Here is a 20,066-nt window from a genome sequence, read left to right as displayed (position 1 = left end):
CCCACCCCACCCGGCACATCCCTCTCTCACATCCCTACCTACTGAGTCATGGATCGGGTAGTCCGCTTCTCGCGGGGTAAACAAAGAGGCAAAGCCAGCTCCGACTCCAGGCGGAAAGCTTCGGATTATTCATAGTCCGACGGGAAGGATTCCGCTTATGCAACCAATCAGTCGTGCTTGGGCTGCTTCATGGGGTGCCAGAATTTCGGACATTTTCGACTAGTCCGGGCACTTTTCCGTTGGCCGCATGCCAAGGACACGCGTACAAAGCCTTGCGAATCACCGGCATCATTTGAAGTTCAACTCTTTGTAGCGGTCCTGGATTCGCTAGCACCCAGCCTCGACTCTGAAGGCAACGCCTTAGAGGACCCTGCGCTCATGTCACGCAACACCCACGAGTCTCAGACGCCCTCGGGGCTCTATCAGCTCCTTCCGCCATGACTCATTGCATCATTCACTCCGTCCGGAAGTCGTTGTGTTTCCACCACGGTGAAGTTGGGATTTCAGGCCAACGATTTTCATGCCCGCAGACGCTCTTGGAAGCTTCTTCGACCCGAACTGGCGACCTTTTTCATCGCTGCCCTCTTCCTTTGTTGGCCGCTCCTCCGGATATGTTTCACGTGAAACGGCATTCCTTCGGCCTCACTTGCGTTACTCTCAGCGACTGGGGCTCCGAGCGCGGCGCCACTGGGATCATCATCGTGAAGGTTGCCCCGTCTTGTTTCACGTGAAACATGGGCATGTAACGTCACGAAAGTTGATAATTCCGGAGGATCCAGAACCTGCAAAGATCGCCCAAAGGGGGATCTGTCACAGTAGTAAGATGACGCCTGTCTCTTCACAGCAGCACAATAGTCCGACGGAATGGGCGAAATCTCTGGGGTTCCGATCTACGTTACCTGATGAACGGCCGACCCTTGTCTGCCGCGTAGGACAATTGCTCTCAAATCTGATGCATTACCTCAGTGCAAAAGTTTGTGTGCGAGCGGTGGTGTCGTCCAGGATCAAAGCGGGAAAAGCGCTCGTTGGATGTGTCGCCAGCCTCAGACACACATCGTATGTGCTGTTCTTCGCGTGTCTACTCAATCCTCAAGCGAAAACAAGTAGGCTGCCCTCGTCCCACGCAGAAAAGCCCCCATAGACCGGACATGCGTCTGCGAACGGGCCGCCGGTCCCAGAAGCGGCCTTCGCGGACAAATGGCCCAGTCTCTTCGGCCAGCCACAAGTGAACCACTCCTGAGGACAATGACTCCCCGAGGCTCGCTACGCCCTTCCCTGTGCTCGGAGGGCCCTCCAATACCTGCCCTCCCGGGGGACTGGGCGATGAATTTGAGGGCAAATTGTGGTCTCAGGCACGAAATATCTCAAGTCCCGCGTCCACTCTGTGAATACCCTCGTCGAGGCCGGGTTCGTGATGGGCATTCGATCCCGTGCTGCCAACTATGCCCGGGACTCCCGTCATTCCACATATAGTCCCGCTGCGCTGCACCGCCAACGCCGCTTTCGACCTGCGGATGGGCTGGTCCGTCTAACTTTGATTGATCCAGAAACTCTCCCGACCCCGGAGATTTGTTTCACGTGAAACACCGACATCTATCACGTCACTTTAGGTATTTGCATCCACCACACATCGCTCTCGCCTTTGTAGCCTAGGCGATTTCTCACCGCTAGCGAGCCCCAAGATATGCCCCTACATATGAACGGACGTGTCCCGGATGAGCGGACCGCCGCAACTCAAACAGACGCACACAGCGGCGAAAGACGCCTCCACGAGACGAATATACGTCCATGAATACCGCTGCCCACACCGTCTCACCCAGCCAAGCAGGAGGCTCGGCCGTTTCCAACCCTAGCGATTGACGGGCTTCTTATAGCGCCCCCTTCCTTTTCGAAGCCTAGGGGAGGCCAACTACCGATGGTCGATCCAGCCATCGGGCTTCCACTCCACATCCACAGAACCTGGGAATGGGCACGAGACGATCCCTTCTAATGGAGTCTTGCTGCTGGCGGATGACCTTATCCACTATCCAAATCAGGGAGCAACTTCACTGGCGCCAAAACGGTGCTCGGCGGCACTGAAGATTCATTCTCCGGAACCGAGCATTCCATTTGATCTAGGGGCAACCAACAACCACGTGGAGCAGGGGCTGTTTCACGTGAAACATGAGCGGATCCGAACGAAGTTAGTCAGGAACCTGACTGTATTGCTGCAGACTGGCCGGAACTAAGACTGATACGTCGACCGCCTAAGAAGCCGCAGATGCAGAATGCCGCCTGGGACGCCAGCAGTCCTAATCCGGAGGACAGCAGCAAGCGGTCCTTCCCTTCCTACCTTCCATCCGTGCTCCTGATCCTCCGTCCAGTATCGCCAACTCACAAGATCGTCGCTAGAGCCCTTCTTGTGTTGCCTGACCCACCCGTCGCAACCACTCGCGCGGCTGGGTAGCAGCCTACATGGCATGACTTGGTTTTCCCTGGCGCGGCCTCGGCAGATCAGCATGCCTGCCAATCCACCGCTCTACGCCAATTCTTTCGTGGAGCCTTGTAGGCAGACGTCGGATCAAAGGTGGCCCTGCTTCGAGACGATGCCTGGATCTCAACGCTCTACAGCATCACGCCCCGTAGGCCGCGACCCTCGAATGGTGCCGACTATCCCGTCTGAAGAGTGATGCGATTCGTTTGGCACTCCATCGGCCTCCACAGGCCCGCGTGGGAGCGTTTCGTAGATCGACTCAGGATGCCTTCCAATCAACAGGAGGTTCCCAAGAGCACCATGTCAGGTCACGACACTAGCGAGGTAGCAGAGGACTAACGACCAAGTTGTTCACAAAGTTATCCACAGGGTTTTCCACTGGCCACCAGGCGATCCAAATGTCATTTGCCGAGCTCCCGGTACAGCTCCCCGCGGTCCGTCACTTCCTTCCCCCTCCTGCGAGTTTGAAAGCTTTGATGTTGCCGCTCCATTTGACTGCACCACGGTGCATCAAATTCCCGCAAATCAAAGGGTTTTGTGATCATGTGACATGAAATACACGCGGTCCCGTAGGGGATCGTTTCACGTGGAACATTCTGCACTTGGTGCGGAAAGAGTCGCATCACGGCGGCGGGTGCTCGGAAGCAAGTTGCTGGTGATTGGGGCCAGGGAAACCCGAACCAGCGACAGGGTTATCCCCAAGGTTATCCACAGGCTTATCCACTGCCTAAATCCGCCGATACACATGCCCCTTCCTGCCTCTTTCAGCCTTCGAATGATCATGAGACACCTTGGAATACGTTTCACGTGAAACAAGAAATCTCGCCGGTGCGCCTAAATGACCGTCCGCCCTTGTTCGTTGAAGCTGGCGTCAGAGACGTAGTGGCACCGGACCCGCACAGCTCGAAATGTGGCTGAGGCGACAAACAGCACGGCTCCCATTCGGTCAAACGTACAACATCAGATCTATCAATCCGCGACGACAATCAAAGACTCCAGCGCTAGGTTCCGCCATGCGCCAACACGCACCCAGGCGGCCCAGTGCCGATGCCGGAGAACACTCCAACCGGCACCAAAAGGCTCAGCGCTTCTCGGGCCGCGCGGGGGAATGTTTAGACGTTCGACAGCCGAAGCCGGCACGGCAGGGAAGCGCACCATGCGACACACCCCAACGTCCGCATAGGCATTCCTGCTGTCGAGGATGGACATGGGCGCCCCGGGACCACTGCTTCGGCCGTGAGAGGCGCCGTGCCATCTCACTCACCAATCAAGGAAGAACGATGTCGACCAGAGGGCCACCGATCTTGGAACACCTCTTCGTGGCAGGGCGCTGAACCTCTCCGGGCCTCAATTGTCGTCCCAGCCATATGGAACAAGGTACGTTCTGCTGTTTTATGTCGGGGTCTCGCCGATCCATCCGTATAGTCAGTACACAGCCCATATAGAGCGGGGAGCGCCTCCGGGATACGGCCCCCAGTGGGCGAAAGATGAGTTCAGATTTGGGCGGCAAGTCCAATGGCCGAAGAAGATCCTAAACTCACGCGAAAACGGAAGTCCCCAACTCCTGGGCAGCCAGTGCGTTCCCTTGGGAATTTGTGCTGCGATACTGCACCCGTCGTTGGCATGGACAGGAGGTCAAGGCAGGATCCGATCGCTACGCCGCCGCTAGGCCGTTTTGGCTGAAACCATTGCTCCGTTTCCGCTACAAGAACGCGCGGGAACCGTGGGGGCATGGACCTATTGGATGGCCCGTCTGCCCATTGAACTATAGATCACCAAAAGGGGTAGTTATCTCTCAGAAGAATGCTCCACAAAGGGCAAGCACATCTTCTGTGCCAGTAGCTCCCTGATAACGGTGCGCCCAGACGTTGGAAGTCGTAGATAAAGCCTCCGTCCGATCGCTGATAGGACCGGAGGTGTTTCCGAATAACATCCGTGTAATTCGATACAATCGCTCGGTGGTAACGCCTTCGTTTGGCCGCTGTAATTAACGCCGTCAGACCCCAGGGAAATAGGTGTTTCACGTGAAACACGTAACAGTCTTCATCTGCTCGACGAACAGATGCCAAGCCTTTCGATTCGTCTCCGGATTGTCGGTTTCTGCTAAAGGAGAAGAGCGTATTCACTACCTCGACGAGGTTCGTCCATCCAACGAGCTCCAGGGGCGCGGCACGGTTTCACGTGAAACAAGGCCAGCGGTCCATGATGCTTCCAACGCGCGCGCCTCAACGAAACAAAAGCGCCGCGGAAATCGCATGATCGAAGGACTTGATTTGTCCGGGGCGCTCGACTCGGCCAAAGCGGTGTTTGACGGGAGCCCTCCAGAGAAGTGTTTGCCATTCGGCGCGGCAGGGCCGCACGACACCTACGGGAACTCTAATGTAGGCCGTTGTGTAAGGGCAGCGGGTCGCAGCAATTGTGAGGCAACGCCAAGGCACACACCACTGAACAACCGAACCACGCGGCGTCGGGACACCGGGGACACCGGGGACACGCTAGATAGTGCCCCGGGACACCGCAAATGGTGGGCTTTCCGTTTGGTTTACATCTCTTTGATTCCAGCGCGGCTTACCTGAGTTCAGAACGAGAAATCTGCGCCTTCCAGGCCAAGAGCGAGAGTAGAACGAAAGGCAAAAGAGCCCGCGCATTCTAATGCTTCCCGACTGGCGCGTTTCACGTGAAACTTCGAATCCTAAAGTGCGCGCCCACTGCTCCAAGGCGCGAGTGGTCTTCTTCAAGAGCACTACGCAGGGCCCTAGAACTGCCGCACACTGGCATCAGAGCGCGCTCCAGGATCGAGCGCGCAATAGAACGAGTCCGTGCCCGAAGACGCAGCTTCAGGAAGCGCTAGAGCGACATAGCCTGAAGAAGGGGCCAATGACGAACTCCTCTGGGGATGCTGCGAGCGAAAGACCGTCCAAGTATTCAAACGCGTATCCCGGAGTATAGAAAAGAGAGACCTGCTGGGCGCAACATAGCCGCTGCTTTCACCCGCAACAGGCACATCCCAGGCCGTCTTGGAACCCCCAGCCCAATGTTTCACGTGAAACTCCACAAGAAGCAAGTGGCACGACCCCAGAAGGCCCACACCGCCTGTCCTGGAAAACAAAAAAGGACGCCTCAGAACACAAAAATGGGGTCTGCCCGCAAGGCAAACCCCATTTAGTTGGTCGGGAGAACTAGTCGTCAGATCCTGGTCCCAAAACATCCATAATTCGGTTGAGATCCTCCACGCTGGCAAATTCAATGCTGACGCGGCCCTTGCGAGCACCCAGGGTAATCTTCACGTTCGTATCCAAGCGGTCAGATAACGAGGAAGCCAAGTAGTCCAGTCGCTCGTGCCGGGCATTGGGCTTGGGAATAGCACTCTTGGCCGGCGCGGCTGGGTCCTGATACAAAGCTACGGCTTCTTCAGTGGCACGGACGGACATACCTTCAGCAACAATCTTCTGTGCAAGGCGCTCCATGGCGGCCGCATCCGGCAACGCCAAGAGAGCACGGGCGTGGCCTGCTGACAAGACGCTCGCTGCCACACGGCGCTGCACCAACGGCGGAAGCTTCAAAAGACGCAGTGTATTGGATACCTGAGGACGGGACCGACCAATACGATCGGCCAACTGCTCATGTGTAGTTCCGAAGTCTTCCAAGAGCTGCTGGTATGCGGCTGCCTCTTCCAAGGGGTTCAGCTGGCTGCGGTGCAGGTTCTCCAGCAACGCGTCCCTAAGGAGGTCATCGTCAGTGGTGTCACGTACGATGGCGGGGATTGTTTCCAGGCCCGCGGCTTGGACGGCACGCCAGCGGCGCTCACCCATGACCAACTCGTACGGTTCTCCACCCTTTTCGGTTGAAGTACGTACAACAATTGGCTGGAGGACTCCGATTTCCTTGACGGAGTGCACCAGTTCGGCCATGTCGTCTTCATCGAAGACAGATCGAGGCTGCTTGCGGTTCGGATGAATGTCCGTCACCGGTATCTCAGCGAATCTCGCTCCCGGAACCTCAACCAACTCCACCTCAGGCGGAGCAGCTGCAGCAGGAGAAGAAGACGGCGTCGAACTCGTCCCTGCGCCTGAGGTCTTCACCGAGGTGGATGAAGGGCGCTTAGCCGATGGCTTGGACGCCGCGGCCTTGGCTTCGCTGGACTTGCTTGCAGCAGGTGCCTCGGCCGCAGACTTCGATGTTTCCTTCACAGCGCCGGCACGTGAACCATCTGCTCCACTCGGCGTCGCGGATTCGGCCGCCGGAGCAGGTGCAGGAGCTGTACCTTCGAGCGATTCCAGAGGCTCTGCTGTCTTACGGGCTTCCGGAAAGAAGAGGTCCACTGGGCGTGAAGGCGCAGCGCCGTTTCCCTGGGCACCCGCGGGTGAGCTAGGAATGAGAGCCCCAAGACCCCTGCCGAGGCCCCTTCGCTTTTCGCTCATTGATTCATCCCTCCGATGGAATAGCCGGGTGCGGACCCGCCCAGGCTGTTGCAGTGTTTCAAGAATTCTAGCGTTCAGCGATTTCGGCAGCGGCTTCCATGTAGGACAGCGCGCCGCTCGATGAAGGATCATAGGTCATGACAGTCTGCTGGTAGCTCGGCGCTTCAGAGATGCGTACCGAGCGGGGAACCACAGCGCTCAGGACCTGTTGAGGGAAGTGTTGGCGGACCTCGGACGCAACCTGTGCCGCGAGGTTGGTTCGGCCGTCGTACATGGTCAGGAGAATCGTCGAAACCACCAGGTCAGCATTGAGGTGCTTCTGGATCATCTCGATGTTCTTCAGGAGCTGGCTCAAGCCCTCCAAGGCGTAGTACTCGCACTGGATGGGAATCAGGACTTCGCTGGCGGCGCAGAACGCATTGACAGTCAACAGACCCAGGCTCGGAGGGCAGTCGATAAAGATGAAGTCCAAACGTCCCTCACCGTTTTTCTCGCGCTCTTTGGAGTAGACATCTATGGCGCGGCGAAGCCTCTGTTCGCGGGCCACCAATGAAACCAACTCGATTTCCGCGCCAGCCAGGTGGATCGTCGCCGGGGCGCAGATGAGGTTGGGAATGTCAGGGCACGGAGCCACTACATCTTTCAGCGGGAGGTCGTTGATCAGGACGTCGTAGATGCTGTCGACATCTGCGTGATGCTCAATGCCCAGGGCTGTAGATGCATTTCCCTGGGGATCAATGTCAATGACCAGAACGTTGAGTCCTGCAGACGCCAGTGCAGCGGCAATGTTGACGGTGGTGGTCGTCTTGCCAACGCCACCCTTCTGATTGGAGACCGTGAAAATCCGGGTCCGATCAGGTTTAGGGAGTTCGCGTCCAATCAGCCGCTCGCGCCGGCGCGTCTCGTTGGCCAGTTGGCGAGCGATAGGGCTCGAATCATCGATGGAGTCCATCACGTTGTGAACCTCATCCGTCAGCGTTTCACGTGAAACTGCAGCATTATCAACTGAATTCGTTCGCACAATGGCGGATTGAAGTGATGCCGAAGGTGTGGCCATGGCCCGCGCGGACCCCAAGGACATAAAGGGGGGGATCCGTTGCGTGGAGGTTTCGCTACTGCCCACTGGTCACACTCTCACTCTCATTCGGCGCTTGCTGCCGTTCTCTAGCCTAACTGCTCAGCCGCCGACACGCGGGAAACCGAGCGGCGACTAGCCCGTCTTTCCGGGCTTGTTGACGATGATCCTCACCACGGTGGTGGGTTCCTCCAAAAGCTCCTGTCCACAAACCACAACGGACGTTTCCACGCCGCCAAGTTTACGGATAACCTTCTTGGCCTTCTCAATTTCTTCGGCAGCGCTGCGGCCCTTGATTGCCACAACCTCCCCCTTGCCCTTCAGCAGGGGGATAGTCAGGCCAGCCAGGTTGGAAAGCGCAGAAACTGCGCGTGCCGTAACGACGTCTGCGTCCACCAATCCCACGGCCAGTTCAGCGCGGGTTCGCATAATGGTCACATTGTCCAGGCCAAGGTCGTCCACGACTTCCTGAAGCCAGATGACTCGACGCTCCAGAGGTTCAATCAAAGTCAATTCAAGGTCTGGGCGGGCAATTGCAAGGCACAGCCCAGGAAGTCCGGCACCGGACCCAACGTCTGCCACGTGGCTGTCCATGGCAATGGCTGACTCGATGACTGCACAGTTCAGGACGTGGCGGCTCCACAAGCGGGGGATCTCACGAGGACCAATCAGCCCACGTTCGGTTCCGGAGGTAGCCAAATGTTCTACATAGCGCTTGGCGAGATCCAAGCGCTCCCCAAAGATCTTCTCTGCTGCCTGCAGTTCAGTTGCGGTAATTTCAACCATGAGCTGCTAGTCAGCCGAGACCACGATGTGACGGCCGGCGCCCTCGCCCTCGGATTCAGAGACGAATCCGAGGTCAGCGACGGCGTCGTGAACGATCTTGCGCTCATAGGCGCTCATAGGCTCAAGGGCAACGGTCCCACCGGATTCCTTGACCTTGGCAACGGCGTCTTCGGCGATCTGCTGAAGTACGCCGGCACGTTCCTTGCGGTAACCGTTGATGTCCAACACCAAACGGGACCGGCTTTCAGTCGCGGAAAGGACGGACAGACGGGTCAGTTCCTGCAGGGCTTCGAGGACTTCACCGTCGCGACCTACAAGGCTATCCAGGGCAGCGGACTCTTCATCGGTTCCGATGGAGATGTAGGTACGACCGTTCCGGACCTCAATGTCAATGTCGCCATCAATGTCAGCGATATCAAGAAGTTCCTCGAGGTAGTCGGCAGCAATGTCGCCCTCCTCTTCCAGACGGCTGGCTGTCTTGGACAGCGACTCTTCCTGGGTGTCGTCCTGTTCCTCAGTCTCGGCGGCAGTTACATCTTCAGTGCTCTCAGCAGACATTACTTCTTCTTCCTGTTCTTACGTTGTGGCTGGACGCGCTGGGCCCTGATCTCGGCTGCAGCAGCAGCCGCGGCAGCCTCGGCGTCGTCGTCGTCCTTCTTCTTGCCACCCAGCAGCGGAGGCAGGCCCTTCGCGGCGCGGCGCTCTTCCAGTGCCTTCGCGGCGGGCGAGCCAGGTGTGGGCATGCGGCGGATAACGAAGAATTGCTGTCCCATGGTCCAGAGGTTGGTGGTGGTCCAGTAGATCAGGACACCGATGGGGAAGTTGATGCCACCGATACCGAATACGAGCGGCAGGATGTAGAGCATCATCTTCTGCTGCCGCATGAACGGGCTGGCCAGAGCTTCCTCGGACATGTTCTTGGCCATGATCTGCTTCTGCGTAATGAACTGCGAGGCAGTCATGGCGAGAATCATGATGATGGAAAGCGTCCAGACGGCAACTTCGCTACCAGGGGCGCCGCCGTGGAGCAATGATGCCGACAGCGGGGCGCCAAAGATGCTGGACTGATCGAACTGAACAACCTGATCGTGGCTCAGCGCACCAATGCCTTCACCAGCGTTCTTGGCAGTCGAAATACCAGACAGCACCTGGAACAGGGCGAAGAAGAACGGCATCTGGATCAGCATGGGCAAGCACGCGGAGAACGGGTTGGTGCCGTGCTTCTTGTACAGGGCCATCTGCTCCTGTGCCATGGCCTGGCGGGAGAGCTGATCGGTCTTGCCCTTGTACTTGGTCTGCAGCTTTTTCAAGTCAGGCTGAAGCAGCTGCATGCCCCGCTGGGCCTTGATCTGCTTGACGAACACAGGAATCAGGGCGGCACGAATCACCAGCACCAGGCCGATGATCGACAGCGTCCACGTCCAGCCATTGGCGGCTGGCAGGCCGATGAAGCTCAGTCCGTCGTGGAAGCCAACCATGATGATTGACACCAACCACTTGAACGGAAACATGATCGTTCCAAAGAAGTCCATACGATATCCCTATTCGTTAGGCCGCAGTGCGGCCTTCTTCATCAGCCTGAGCAGCCAGGAACTGGTCCGGGTTGTTCAGTACAACAATTGTGGGCGTCTGGCCTTGCGGCCAATGACGATGGCCGGCGGGGACATGGTCCACTCCGCCAGCATTCCAAGGATGGCATTTGGCGAGCCTCTTGGCTGCGAGCCAGCTACCCTTCATGGCGCCGTGCACCGTCACCGCTTCCAGGGCATACGCCGAGCAGGACGGAAAGAAACGGCAAACCTGGCCGTACAGGGGTGAAATGACCTTTCGGTACATCTTCAGCAGGAGAATCAGGATATTTCGGGGCAGGTCCCAGACGAACTTACCTACCACCACCCACAGGTTGCCGTGGGGAACCTTGCCGACGGGCTCGCTTAAACCAGCGGGGTCACCTGGGGAAGGAACGACGGCGGTGCTTATGTCATGCACGCGGTGTCCCTTCCCTTGTGGTGCCGTTGTGTTCTGGCGAAGCGCTGCGTGGAAGTGATCCACCCAGTCGCTTCGTCGTCACTGCCAATGCGGCGTTGTAATCCGAGAGCAGTTGCTCCCAGCTGGCAGATGCAGCTGCGGGCAGTGCCCGGACCACGACCGCCAGGCCCGTTCCATGCGTGTGCAAGGACAGTGCGCCTGCTTCTCTCAGTCTCCTCTTAACGAGGTTCCTGGTCACGGCGTTCCCGACGGCTTTGGAGACAATGAAGCCGATTCGACTCGGCTCCGCGGCCCCGATAGGGGCCGTATATAACACTAAGTTCCGGCGTCCATTGCGGACGCCGGAACGTACAGTTGTTGAAAAGTCGGTAGACGTCCGCAGACGGTTAGGGGTGGCTAGCACCGTCGAACCCGCAAAAAGACCCTGACCGACAAGTCAGTTATTTACGCCGACAGTTCGACGCGGCCCTTGCCGCGACGTGCAGCCAGGATGGCGCGGCCGGCACGGGTGCGCATACGAAGGCGGAAGCCGTGCTTCTTGGCCCGACGGCGGTTATTCGGCTGAAAAGTCCGCTTGCTCACGTTAGTTACTCCAGTGGATCAAAGGTGCGCCCACCCGATCAAAAGGGGAAGAACTGGCCGACGCTAAGTTTTGTATGTGCCTGCCGCCGCTGCCTGCCGCACGATAAACGTACGTCGATGCAGCTGATCACAAAAGCGGACACAAAGGACTTCACAACGTTAGGGCAAAAAGGCACCCTCAGTCAAACCGGGAGCCATTCCTGCCGCTATCCACAGCTGTGTCAACGGACGCTTCACAGCCTGTGGATGAAGTGGCTCACAAGGCCCAAATCAGAACCACAACGGTGTAATTATCCACAAGCAACTTCCCAGCTATCTTCTAGCGATTCCATCCCCTAGAGTGGCTCAGTAGCCCATTGTCCACCCGCTGTGCATAACTCTGTGGATTAACCCCGGAAACATCGCCAGTCGGAGACACTTCGGCTGCCAGCAACGCCGGCAAGCAAGTATTTAGGAACTGATTGATGACAGTAGACGAAGCCAACCACGCCAATACTGTCGGAAGTTCCTGGCGCAGGGTGCTTAGCCTTCTGGAACAGGACGACCGGGTCACACCCCGCCAGCGCGGTTTCGTCATCCTCGCCCAGGCCCAAGGGCTCATCGGCTCCACGCTTCTGGTCGCCGTTCCCAACGAGCTCACCCGGGAAGTCCTGCAGACGCAGGTCAAGGACGCCCTTGACGACGCCCTCCGCAGCGTCTTTTCCGATGACATCCGTTGCGCGATCGACGTTGACACCGATCTGGTGCCCATTCACGAAGAGCCGGAACCCGCCGTCGAGCTTTCCACGATGCCGGACCTGGCCGCTGAACCGAAGCCTCAGCCGACACCGCCCAGCACCTCACATGAATTCGGCCGGCTAAACCCGAAGTACATCTTCGACACCTTCGTGATCGGTTCCTCCAACCGCTTCGCCCACGCGGCCGCGGTTGCAGTAGCCGAGGCCCCGGCCAAGGCCTACAACCCGTTGTTCATTTATGGCGACTCCGGGCTCGGCAAGACGCACCTCCTTCACGCGATCGGCCACTATGCCCGTCGCCTCTACAGCGGAATCCGCGTACGGTATGTCAACTCCGAAGAGTTCACCAACGACTTCATCAACTCGATCCGCGATGACGAAGGCACCAGCTTCAAGACCACGTACCGAAACGTGGATGTGCTGCTTATCGACGACATCCAGTTCCTGGCGGGTAAAGACCGGACCCAGGAGGAGTTCTTCCACACGTTCAACGCCCTGCACAACGCCAACAAGCAGGTGGTCATTACCTCCGACCAGCCTCCCAAGATGTTGGCGGGCTTCGAGGACCGGATGACCTCCCGTTTCGAGTGGGGCCTGCTGACGGACATCCAGCCGCCGGAACTTGAAACCCGCATTGCCATCCTCCGCAAGAAGGGCCTCAGCGAAGGACTGTCCGCACCGGACGACGCCCTGGAGTACATCGCTTCCAAGATCTCGAGCAACATCCGGGAACTTGAAGGTGCCCTGATCCGCGTCACTGCCTTTGCGAGCCTGAACCGACAGCCGGTGGACGTGGCCCTCGCCGAGATGGTCCTCAAGGACCTCATCACGGACGACGGCGCCCAGGAGATCACGGCGAAGCAGATCCTGGACCAGACGGCTGACTACTTCAAGCTCAGCATGGAAGAGCTTTGCAGCAAGTCCCGTACCCGCACGCTTGTCACCGCCCGCCAGATCGCGATGTACCTCTGCCGCGAACTCACTGACATGTCCTTGCCGAAGATCGGACAGGAGCTCGGCGGACGAGACCACACCACGGTCATCCACGCCGACCGCAAGATCCGTGAGCTGATGGCCGAGCGTCGTGTGATCTACAACCAGGTCACGGAACTCACAAACCGCATCAAGCAGCAGCAGCGGGACTCCTGAATCCACATCCGGCCGCGCACTACATACCTTATTAACAGGTGCGTGTGGATAACCCTGTGGATACTTAAGGGGACAAGCGCGGTTAATGGGCTTAAAACCCTTAAGGCATCTGTGGATCGTTAAAAACCGGGTTGGGAGTTGTCCCCATCCACACCCTGTTTAAAACCCAGTTAACGCACAATCCGTGAACAGGGCTTAACCCCGGAACCGCGCGGCCAGATCCTGTTATCCACAGTTTCCACAGCAGTTATTAACACTACGAATCCCAAAAAATTGAAATCCCTCAAATAACAATCTCGTTCTGCGCCACACCGGTCTGCCGCCGGCAGACCAATCAACCCCATCGATGGCCAGCCTCCGGCTATCCACATACGAGGGGTGAGTGCTGCCGGGGATGGGTTAATCGCGGATCTTCCGGCTAAGCTGTCAGCAGCGCTCCCATCCTTGGGTCTGTTTGTAGTTCGCTTGAGTGCGAACCATGCAGGTTCCGGTATCGGACAGCAAAGGTTTGGCGGGTTCCAGGCAGGGATCCGCAGCTACTACTTGGCAGCAGCAATGAAAGGCGGCACCCTTCCGTGAAGTTCAGAGTCGACCGCGACGTCCTGGCAGAAGCCGTTACGTGGACCGCGCGGTCGTTGTCTCCGCGGCCGCCCGTACCTGTGCTTTCCGGCCTCCTCCTCAAAGCCGAGGCAGGAACGGTAAGCCTTTCGAGCTTCGACTACGAAACATCAGCCCGCCTTGAGATCCCGGCGGATATCACCACGGAGGGCACCATTCTGGTGTCCGGCCGTCTCCTGGCAGACATTTGCCGCAGCCTGCCCTCAGCTCCCGTGGAAGTTGAAACCGACGGGAGCAAAGTCACCCTCACCTGCCGGCGCAGCAGTTTCCACCTGGCTACGATGCCTGAGGCGGAGTACCCGGCCCTTCCGGCGTTGCCAGCCATCAGCGGCACTTTGCCAGGTGACGCCTTCGCACAGGCTGTTTCCCAGGTGATCATCGCTGCCAGCAAGGACGACACCCTGCCGATCCTCACCGGCGTGCGCATGGAAATCGAGGATGACATGATCACTCTCCTCGCTACGGACCGCTACCGCCTCGCCATGCGCGAAGTCCCGTGGAAACCCGTAACTCCGGGCATTTCCACCAGCGCGCTGGTCAAGTCGAAGACGCTGAACGAGGTGGCAAAGACCCTCGGCGGCAGTGGCGACATCAACCTTGCCCTCGCTGACGACGACAGCCGCCTGATCGGCTTCGAAAGTGGAGGCCGAACCACCACGTCCCTGCTGGTGGATGGCGACTACCCCAAAATCCGCTCGCTCTTTCCGGACTCCACACCCATCCACGCAACGGTCCAAACACAAGAACTCGTTGAAGCGGTTCGTCGTGTGTCGCTTGTGGCCGAACGCAACACACCCGTCCGCCTGGCCTTCAGCCAGGGTCTGCTGAACCTCGACGCCGGTACGGGCGAAGATGCGCAGGCGTCCGAAGAACTGGAAGCCCAGCTCTCCGGCGAGGACATCACGGTCGCCTTCAATCCGCACTACCTCGTTGAAGGCTTGAGCGTCATCGAGACGAAGTACGTTCGGTTCTCCTTCACCACCGCCCCCAAACCAGCCATGATCACGGCCCAGGCTGAGGCTGATGGCGAAGACCAGGATGACTACCGCTACCTCGTGATGCCGGTTCGCCTTCCAAACTAGCGATCCGCCACCTATCCACTAGCGCAGAAAAGAGTTCCCCCCGTGCACATCGGACTGATCGGCCTTGGAAAAATGGGTTTCAACATGCGGGAACGCATGCGGAACGGTGGCATCGAAGTAACTGGATTCGACCGTAACCCCGATGTGACAGACGTCGCTTCCGTGGACGACCTGATTGCTGCCCTGCCCTCTCCCAAGCTCGTTTGGGTCATGGTTCCGTCAGGCGACATCACCGATGCCGTGATCACCGAACTCGGCGAAAAGCTCAGCCCGGGCGACTTGGTCATCGACGGCGGCAACTCACGTTTCACTGAGGACCAGAAACACGCTGCTGCACTCGCTGAAAAAGGCATCCGCTTCGCGGACTGCGGGGTTTCCGGCGGTGTTTGGGGCCTGCAGAACGGTTACGGGCTCATGGCTGGCGGCGCTGAGGAAGACATCGAACTGGCCATGCCGGTCTTCGATGCCCTCCGCCCTGAAGGCGAACGAGCCGACAGCTTCGTCCACGTAGGCGGGGTTGGAGCCGGCCACTACGCCAAGATGGTTCACAACGGCATCGAGTACGGGCTCATGCAAGCCTATGCCGAGGGTTATGAATTGCTGGCGGCCAAGGACATCGTGAAGGATCTTCCAGGAACCTTCCGGGCCTGGCAAAAAGGAACCGTCGTGCGCTCCTGGCTTCTGGATCTCATGGTCAAAGCACTCGACGAGGATCCGGGACTGGCCTCGATCGATGACTACGTGGAAGACTCCGGCGAAGGCCGTTGGACTGTGGAAGAGGCAATTGCCAACGCTGTTCCGGCACCGGCCATCACAGCGGCCCTCTTTGCCCGGTTCTCTTCCCGCGAAGACAACTCACCGGCCATGAAGATGGTTTCAGCGTTGCGCCACCAGTTTGGCGGACACGCCACACGTCCGGCCAACTAGGCCGCAGGAGTCCAGCAGACGGCGTGTATCTTGAACATCTTTCGCTGACCGATTTCCGCAGCTACGCACAGGTTGACCTGAAGCTCGGCCCCGGGGTTACTGTCCTGGTGGGTTCGAACGGGATCGGTAAGACCAACCTCATGGAAGCCATCGGATATTTGGCAACCCTGAGCTCGCACCGTGTCAGTACGGATGCCCCACTCCTTCGCTTCGGCGCCGAACGCGCAATGATCAGGGCAAAGTTGGTGCGCGGCGAGCAGTCCACGGTTATCGAGGTGGAAATTAATGCAGGCCGGGCAAACCGCGGCCGGATAAATCGCGGAAACCCGGTGCGTGCCAGGGACATTTTGGGCATCTGCCAGACAGTCCTCTTTGCGCCTGAGGACTTGGCGCTGGTCAAGGGCGATCCCTCCAACCGCAGACGCTTCCTTGACGAGCTCCTGGTTAGCCTGATTCCGCGCCACGCGGCCACCCGCAGCGACTACGACAGAGTGTTGAAGCAACGCAACGCCCTGCTGAAATCGGCCCGGACGGGCAAATTTACTGCAGGCCATGAGGCCACGCTGGATGTTTGGGACCAGCATATGGCCCGCGCCGGTGCAGAACTCCTGCATGCGCGGCTGGAACTTGTGGAACGGCTCCGCCCGCACCTGAACAGTGCCTACACGCAGCTAACTGACGGTTCAAAAGACGCCGGCGCGGTGTACCGCTCAACCATCCAGGGCGTACTGGACGACGACGGCGGGCCGGCCGATCGCCCAACAGAACCTTCGGCGTCGGGCGAGGACCTCAGGCTGTTGTCGGTTGACGAACTCACTGAGCGCTACGTCCAGGCTTTCGCCGCCTCCCGCAAGAAGGAACTGGAGCGGGGCATCTCCCTGGTGGGCCCGCACCGGGACGAATTGGAGCTTGTGCTTGGGCAAGCACCGGCCAAGGGCTACGCTTCGCACGGTGAAACGTGGTCCATGTGCTTGTCACTGCGGCTCGCTTCCTACTACGTCATGCTGGATGATGCCCGTACCGGCGGTACCGCGCCGATCCTCATTCTTGACGATGTCTTTGCAGAACTCGATGTCCAGCGCCGGCGTAAACTGGCAGCAATAGTGGCCGGTGCCGAACAGGTACTGGTCACGGCCGCCGTCATCGCCGATATTCCCGAGGAGCTGGCCGGGCGGCGTATAACCGTTGTTCCGGGAGGCATCGATGGCGAAGGATAGCCCCGACGGACTTCAACCCGGCCGCGATCCGGACGAAATCGATGCTGCCCAAGCCGCGCTGAACCGGATGCGTGAGGCCGCAGCGGCCCGAGGCGAAGTCAGGCAGCGGGCTCCCCGCCCCGGATCCGCGCCTAAACGCAAGGGCCTTCGCGACACCAGGGGTTTTACCCAGTTCCATGGGACCGGACGTGACCCGTTGGGCCTGGGGAAGGTCGTTGGCCGGTTGGTGGCAGAACGTGGTTGGACGTCGCCCGTTGCCGTTGGCTCGGTCATGGCCGAGTGGGAAACGTTGGTGGGCGCGGACATTTCTGCGCACTGCACGCCGGAGAGCTTTACTGACACCACACTTCATGTCCGTTGCGACTCCACGGCATGGGCAACCCAATTGCGATTGCTCAGTACAAGCCTGCTGGAGATGTTCCGGAATGAACTAGGGGAAGGCGTGGTGACCAGCATCCACGTGCTCGGTCCGTCTGCGCCAAGTTGGCGCAAAGGTGGGCGCAGCGTCAACGGTCGGGGACCCCGGGATACGTACGGCTAAACGGCGTGCAGGGCGTTTCAACGCCCCCGAGTCGTATAGGCCCCCATCAGGACCACCGTAGGGCCGTTTCAGATAGGGCCAGTGGCCTCCCATAGGCACATTCAGCTCTCGGCTGCCCCCGTATTTGCAAGGATTCCGGCATTTCCACGATAGAATTGGCGTAGATCACTGAGCGCCGGTGAAACGTCGTCGGGGTCCTGGAAACACTTTCGTGGGTTCCAGGGCCCTCTTCGTCGGAGTAATCGGCGCAATCAGTCACGTGCTCGTTGAAGGCCTCGGTTTGCCGCAGCCTTCAAGGGGAACGGCCGTCATCGAATACAGAGGAGTCGAAAGCGCCTGTGGCTAACGACAATGCAGAGACCTTGGCAGTAGAGCCCGAAGAGGACACTGTTCCTAAGCCTGACACGCCCGCGGAAACCCCCAGGGAGTATGGTGCCAGCGACATCACTGTCCTGGAGGGCCTTGAAGCGGTACGCAAGCGTCCCGGTATGTACATCGGTTCCACCGGTCCGCGCGGTTTGCACCACTTGGTCTATGAAGTGGTGGATAACTCTGTCGATGAAGCTCTGGCCGGATTCTGCACACACATTGAAGTTACGCTCCGCGCAGACGGCGGTGTCCAGGTTGTTGACGACGGCCGCGGCATCCCTGTTGACATCCACCCCACCGAGGGCAAGCCCACCGTCGAAGTCGTGATGACCATCCTGCACGCCGGCGGTAAGTTTGGCGGCGGCGGTTACGCGGTTTCCGGTGGTCTTCACGGCGTGGGTATCTCTGTGGTGAACGCACTGTCCCGCCGGGTGAACACGGAAGTCCGGCGCCAGGGCCACGTCTGGCGCATGTCATTCGCAGACGGCGGCAAGCCCCAGGGCGAACTCGTCAAGGGAGAAGAGACGGACCAAACAGGGACGTCACAGACGTTCTACCCTGACGGCACCATCTTCGAGAGCACCGAATTCGACTTCGAGACGCTCCGTGCGCGCTTCCAGCAGATGGCCTTCCTCAACAAGGGCCTGCGGATCACCCTGACCGACGAACGTCCCGTAGCCCGGGAAGGTGAGGACGATCTGGATCTCGACGCCGTCGCCACCGAAGGTGAAGTTGCCGCCGAGCACCGCACAGTGGTCTACCAGTACCCGGACGGCTTGTTGGACTACGTCAAGCACCTGAACTCAAGCAAGAAGGTGGAGATCGTCCACGAGGACGTCATCGCGTTCGAAACCGAAGACACTGAGCGCCACATCGCCGTCGAGGTCGCCATGCAGTGGACAACCGCGTACTCCGAAAGTGTCCACACATACGCGAACACCATCAACACCCACGAGGGCGGAACCCACGAAGAAGGTTTCCGCGCTGCGATGACCTCGCTGATCAACCGTTACGCGCGGGAGAAAAGCATCATCAAGGAAAAAGAAGACAACCTTACCGGTGATGACATCCGTGAAGGTCTGACGGCCGTCATTTCGGTCAAGCTTTCCGAGCCGCAGTTTGAAGGCCAGACCAAGACCAAACTGGGCAACTCAGAGGTCAAGGGCTTCGTCCAGCGCGTTGTCACGGACCAGTTGGGCGACTGGTTGGAGCGCAACCCCGGACCCGCCCGTGACGTCATCCGGAAGGCCATTTCCGCTGCGCAGGCACGTATGGCTGCCCGCAAGGCGCGCGATAATGCCCGCCGCAAGAGCCCGCTGGAATCCTTCGGCATGCCGGGCAAGTTGTCCGACTGCTCTTCCAAGGATCCTTCGCGTTGCGAGGTCTATCTGGTGGAGGGTGACTCCGCAGGTGGCTCGGCCAAGCGGGGACGCAACCCCGAAACTCAAGCCATCCTGCCGTTGCGGGGCAAGATCCTTAACGTGGAACGTGCTCGCCTGGACAAGGCACTCGGCAATGCCGAAGTCCAGTCCATGATTACAGCCTTCGGCACCGGCATTGGCGAAGATTTCGATATCGCCAAGCTGCGCTATCACAAGATCGTCCTGATGGCAGACGCCGATGTTGACGGCCAGCACATCACCACGCTGTTGATGACGCTCTTGTTCCGCTACATGCGCCCGCTGATCGAGAACGGGTACGTCTACCTTGCGCAGCCGCCGCTGTACCGCATCAAATGGTCCAACGCCGCCCACGACTACGTCTTTAGCGATCGCGAACGGGACGACACCATCCGCAAGGGGGCGGCCATGAACAAGCGCCTTCCCAAGGACAACGGAATCCAGCGTTACAAGGGTCTTGGTGAAATGGACTACACCGAGTTGTGGGACACCACCATGGACCCGGACCGCCGCACTCTTTTGCAGGTCACCATGGACGATGCCCTGGCTGCCGATCAGACCTTCTCGGTACTGATGGGCGAGGACGTCGAATCGCGCCGTAACTTCATCCAGCAGAACGCCAAGGACGTCAGGTTCCTGGATATCTAGTGCCTTACAAGGCGTAGATATTCCAGAGCTGACATATACCTGAAACGGAAAA

General features: G+C 58.9%; 14 protein-coding genes. 6 read left to right on the top strand and 8 right to left on the bottom strand.

Annotation, left to right across the window (positions count from 1 at the left end; translation table 11 throughout):
• Positions 1-5,652: 5,652 nt before the first annotated feature.
• The 8 genes from AC6I97_RS02250 to rpmH all read right to left on the bottom strand — a co-directional run bounded on the left by AC6I97_RS02250 (position 5,653) and on the right by rpmH (position 11,326).
• The gene (locus AC6I97_RS02250) at positions 5,653-6,894 is read right to left on the bottom strand and encodes a ParB/RepB/Spo0J family partition protein (protein ID WP_497943961.1); all 1,242 of its coding nucleotides are present in this window, start codon (positions 6,892-6,894) and stop codon (positions 5,653-5,655) included.
• A 67-nt stretch (positions 6,895-6,961) separates the two neighbouring features.
• On the bottom strand, positions 6,962-7,975 hold the full coding sequence (locus tag AC6I97_RS02245; protein WP_396133561.1) for a ParA family protein: 1,014 nt from the start codon (positions 7,973-7,975) through the stop codon (positions 6,962-6,964).
• A 129-nt stretch (positions 7,976-8,104) separates the two neighbouring features.
• Entirely contained in the window at positions 8,105-8,755 is a 651-nt protein-coding gene (rsmG, locus tag AC6I97_RS02240; RefSeq protein WP_224165928.1) for a 16S rRNA (guanine(527)-N(7))-methyltransferase RsmG, read from the bottom strand.
• Between the two features lie 6 nt (positions 8,756-8,761).
• On the bottom strand, positions 8,762-9,313 hold the full coding sequence (locus AC6I97_RS02235; protein ID WP_309930416.1) for a Jag family protein: 552 nt from the start codon (positions 9,311-9,313) through the stop codon (positions 8,762-8,764).
• Entirely contained in the window at positions 9,313-10,287 is a 975-nt protein-coding gene (gene yidC / locus AC6I97_RS02230; RefSeq protein WP_309930414.1) for a membrane protein insertase YidC, read from the bottom strand. Before yidC ends, AC6I97_RS02235 begins: the two co-directional genes overlap by 1 nt.
• Before the next feature lie 16 nt (positions 10,288-10,303).
• Positions 10,304-10,657, bottom strand: coding sequence for a membrane protein insertion efficiency factor YidD (yidD, locus tag AC6I97_RS02225; protein ID WP_309930502.1), 354 nt, complete (start codon positions 10,655-10,657; stop codon positions 10,304-10,306).
• A gap of 79 nt (positions 10,658-10,736) precedes the next feature.
• A complete protein-coding gene (gene rnpA / locus AC6I97_RS02220; RefSeq protein WP_309930412.1) occupies positions 10,737-11,147 on the bottom strand; it encodes a ribonuclease P protein component in 411 nt (136 codons plus the stop codon).
• A gap of 41 nt (positions 11,148-11,188) precedes the next feature.
• Positions 11,189-11,326, bottom strand: coding sequence for a 50S ribosomal protein L34 (rpmH, locus tag AC6I97_RS02215; RefSeq protein ID WP_011776797.1), 138 nt, complete (start codon positions 11,324-11,326; stop codon positions 11,189-11,191).
• Positions 11,327-11,790: 464 nt separating this feature from the next.
• On the opposite strand from rpmH, the gene dnaA reads away from it, so the two are divergent.
• The 6 genes from dnaA to gyrB all read left to right on the top strand — a co-directional run bounded on the left by dnaA (position 11,791) and on the right by gyrB (position 20,014).
• On the top strand, positions 11,791-13,212 hold the full coding sequence (dnaA, locus tag AC6I97_RS02210; RefSeq protein ID WP_224094500.1) for a chromosomal replication initiator protein DnaA: 1,422 nt from the start codon (positions 11,791-11,793) through the stop codon (positions 13,210-13,212).
• A gap of 575 nt (positions 13,213-13,787) precedes the next feature.
• The gene (dnaN, locus tag AC6I97_RS02205; protein ID WP_309930408.1) at positions 13,788-14,912 is read left to right on the top strand and encodes a DNA polymerase III subunit beta; all 1,125 of its coding nucleotides are present in this window, start codon (positions 13,788-13,790) and stop codon (positions 14,910-14,912) included.
• A gap of 42 nt (positions 14,913-14,954) precedes the next feature.
• Entirely contained in the window at positions 14,955-15,839 is an 885-nt protein-coding gene (gene gnd / locus AC6I97_RS02200) for a phosphogluconate dehydrogenase (NAD(+)-dependent, decarboxylating) (RefSeq protein WP_224165933.1), read from the top strand.
• Positions 15,840-15,862: 23 nt separating this feature from the next.
• Positions 15,863-17,056, top strand: coding sequence for a DNA replication/repair protein RecF (gene recF / locus AC6I97_RS02195; protein WP_497943960.1), 1,194 nt, complete (start codon positions 15,863-15,865; stop codon positions 17,054-17,056).
• Positions 17,043-17,597: a DciA family protein gene (locus AC6I97_RS02190; protein WP_224094502.1), complete on the top strand. Its 555-nt coding sequence runs from the start codon at positions 17,043-17,045 to the stop codon at positions 17,595-17,597. Before recF ends, AC6I97_RS02190 begins: the two co-directional genes overlap by 14 nt.
• Before the next feature lie 338 nt (positions 17,598-17,935).
• Entirely contained in the window at positions 17,936-20,014 is a 2,079-nt protein-coding gene (gene gyrB / locus AC6I97_RS02185) for a DNA topoisomerase (ATP-hydrolyzing) subunit B (protein ID WP_224165935.1), read from the top strand.
• The last annotated feature ends 52 nt before the right edge of the window (positions 20,015-20,066 follow it).

Source organism: Arthrobacter sp. TmtSoilC48 (assembly GCF_059739425.1).
This window is presented reverse-complemented; position numbering and strand designations above follow the sequence as displayed.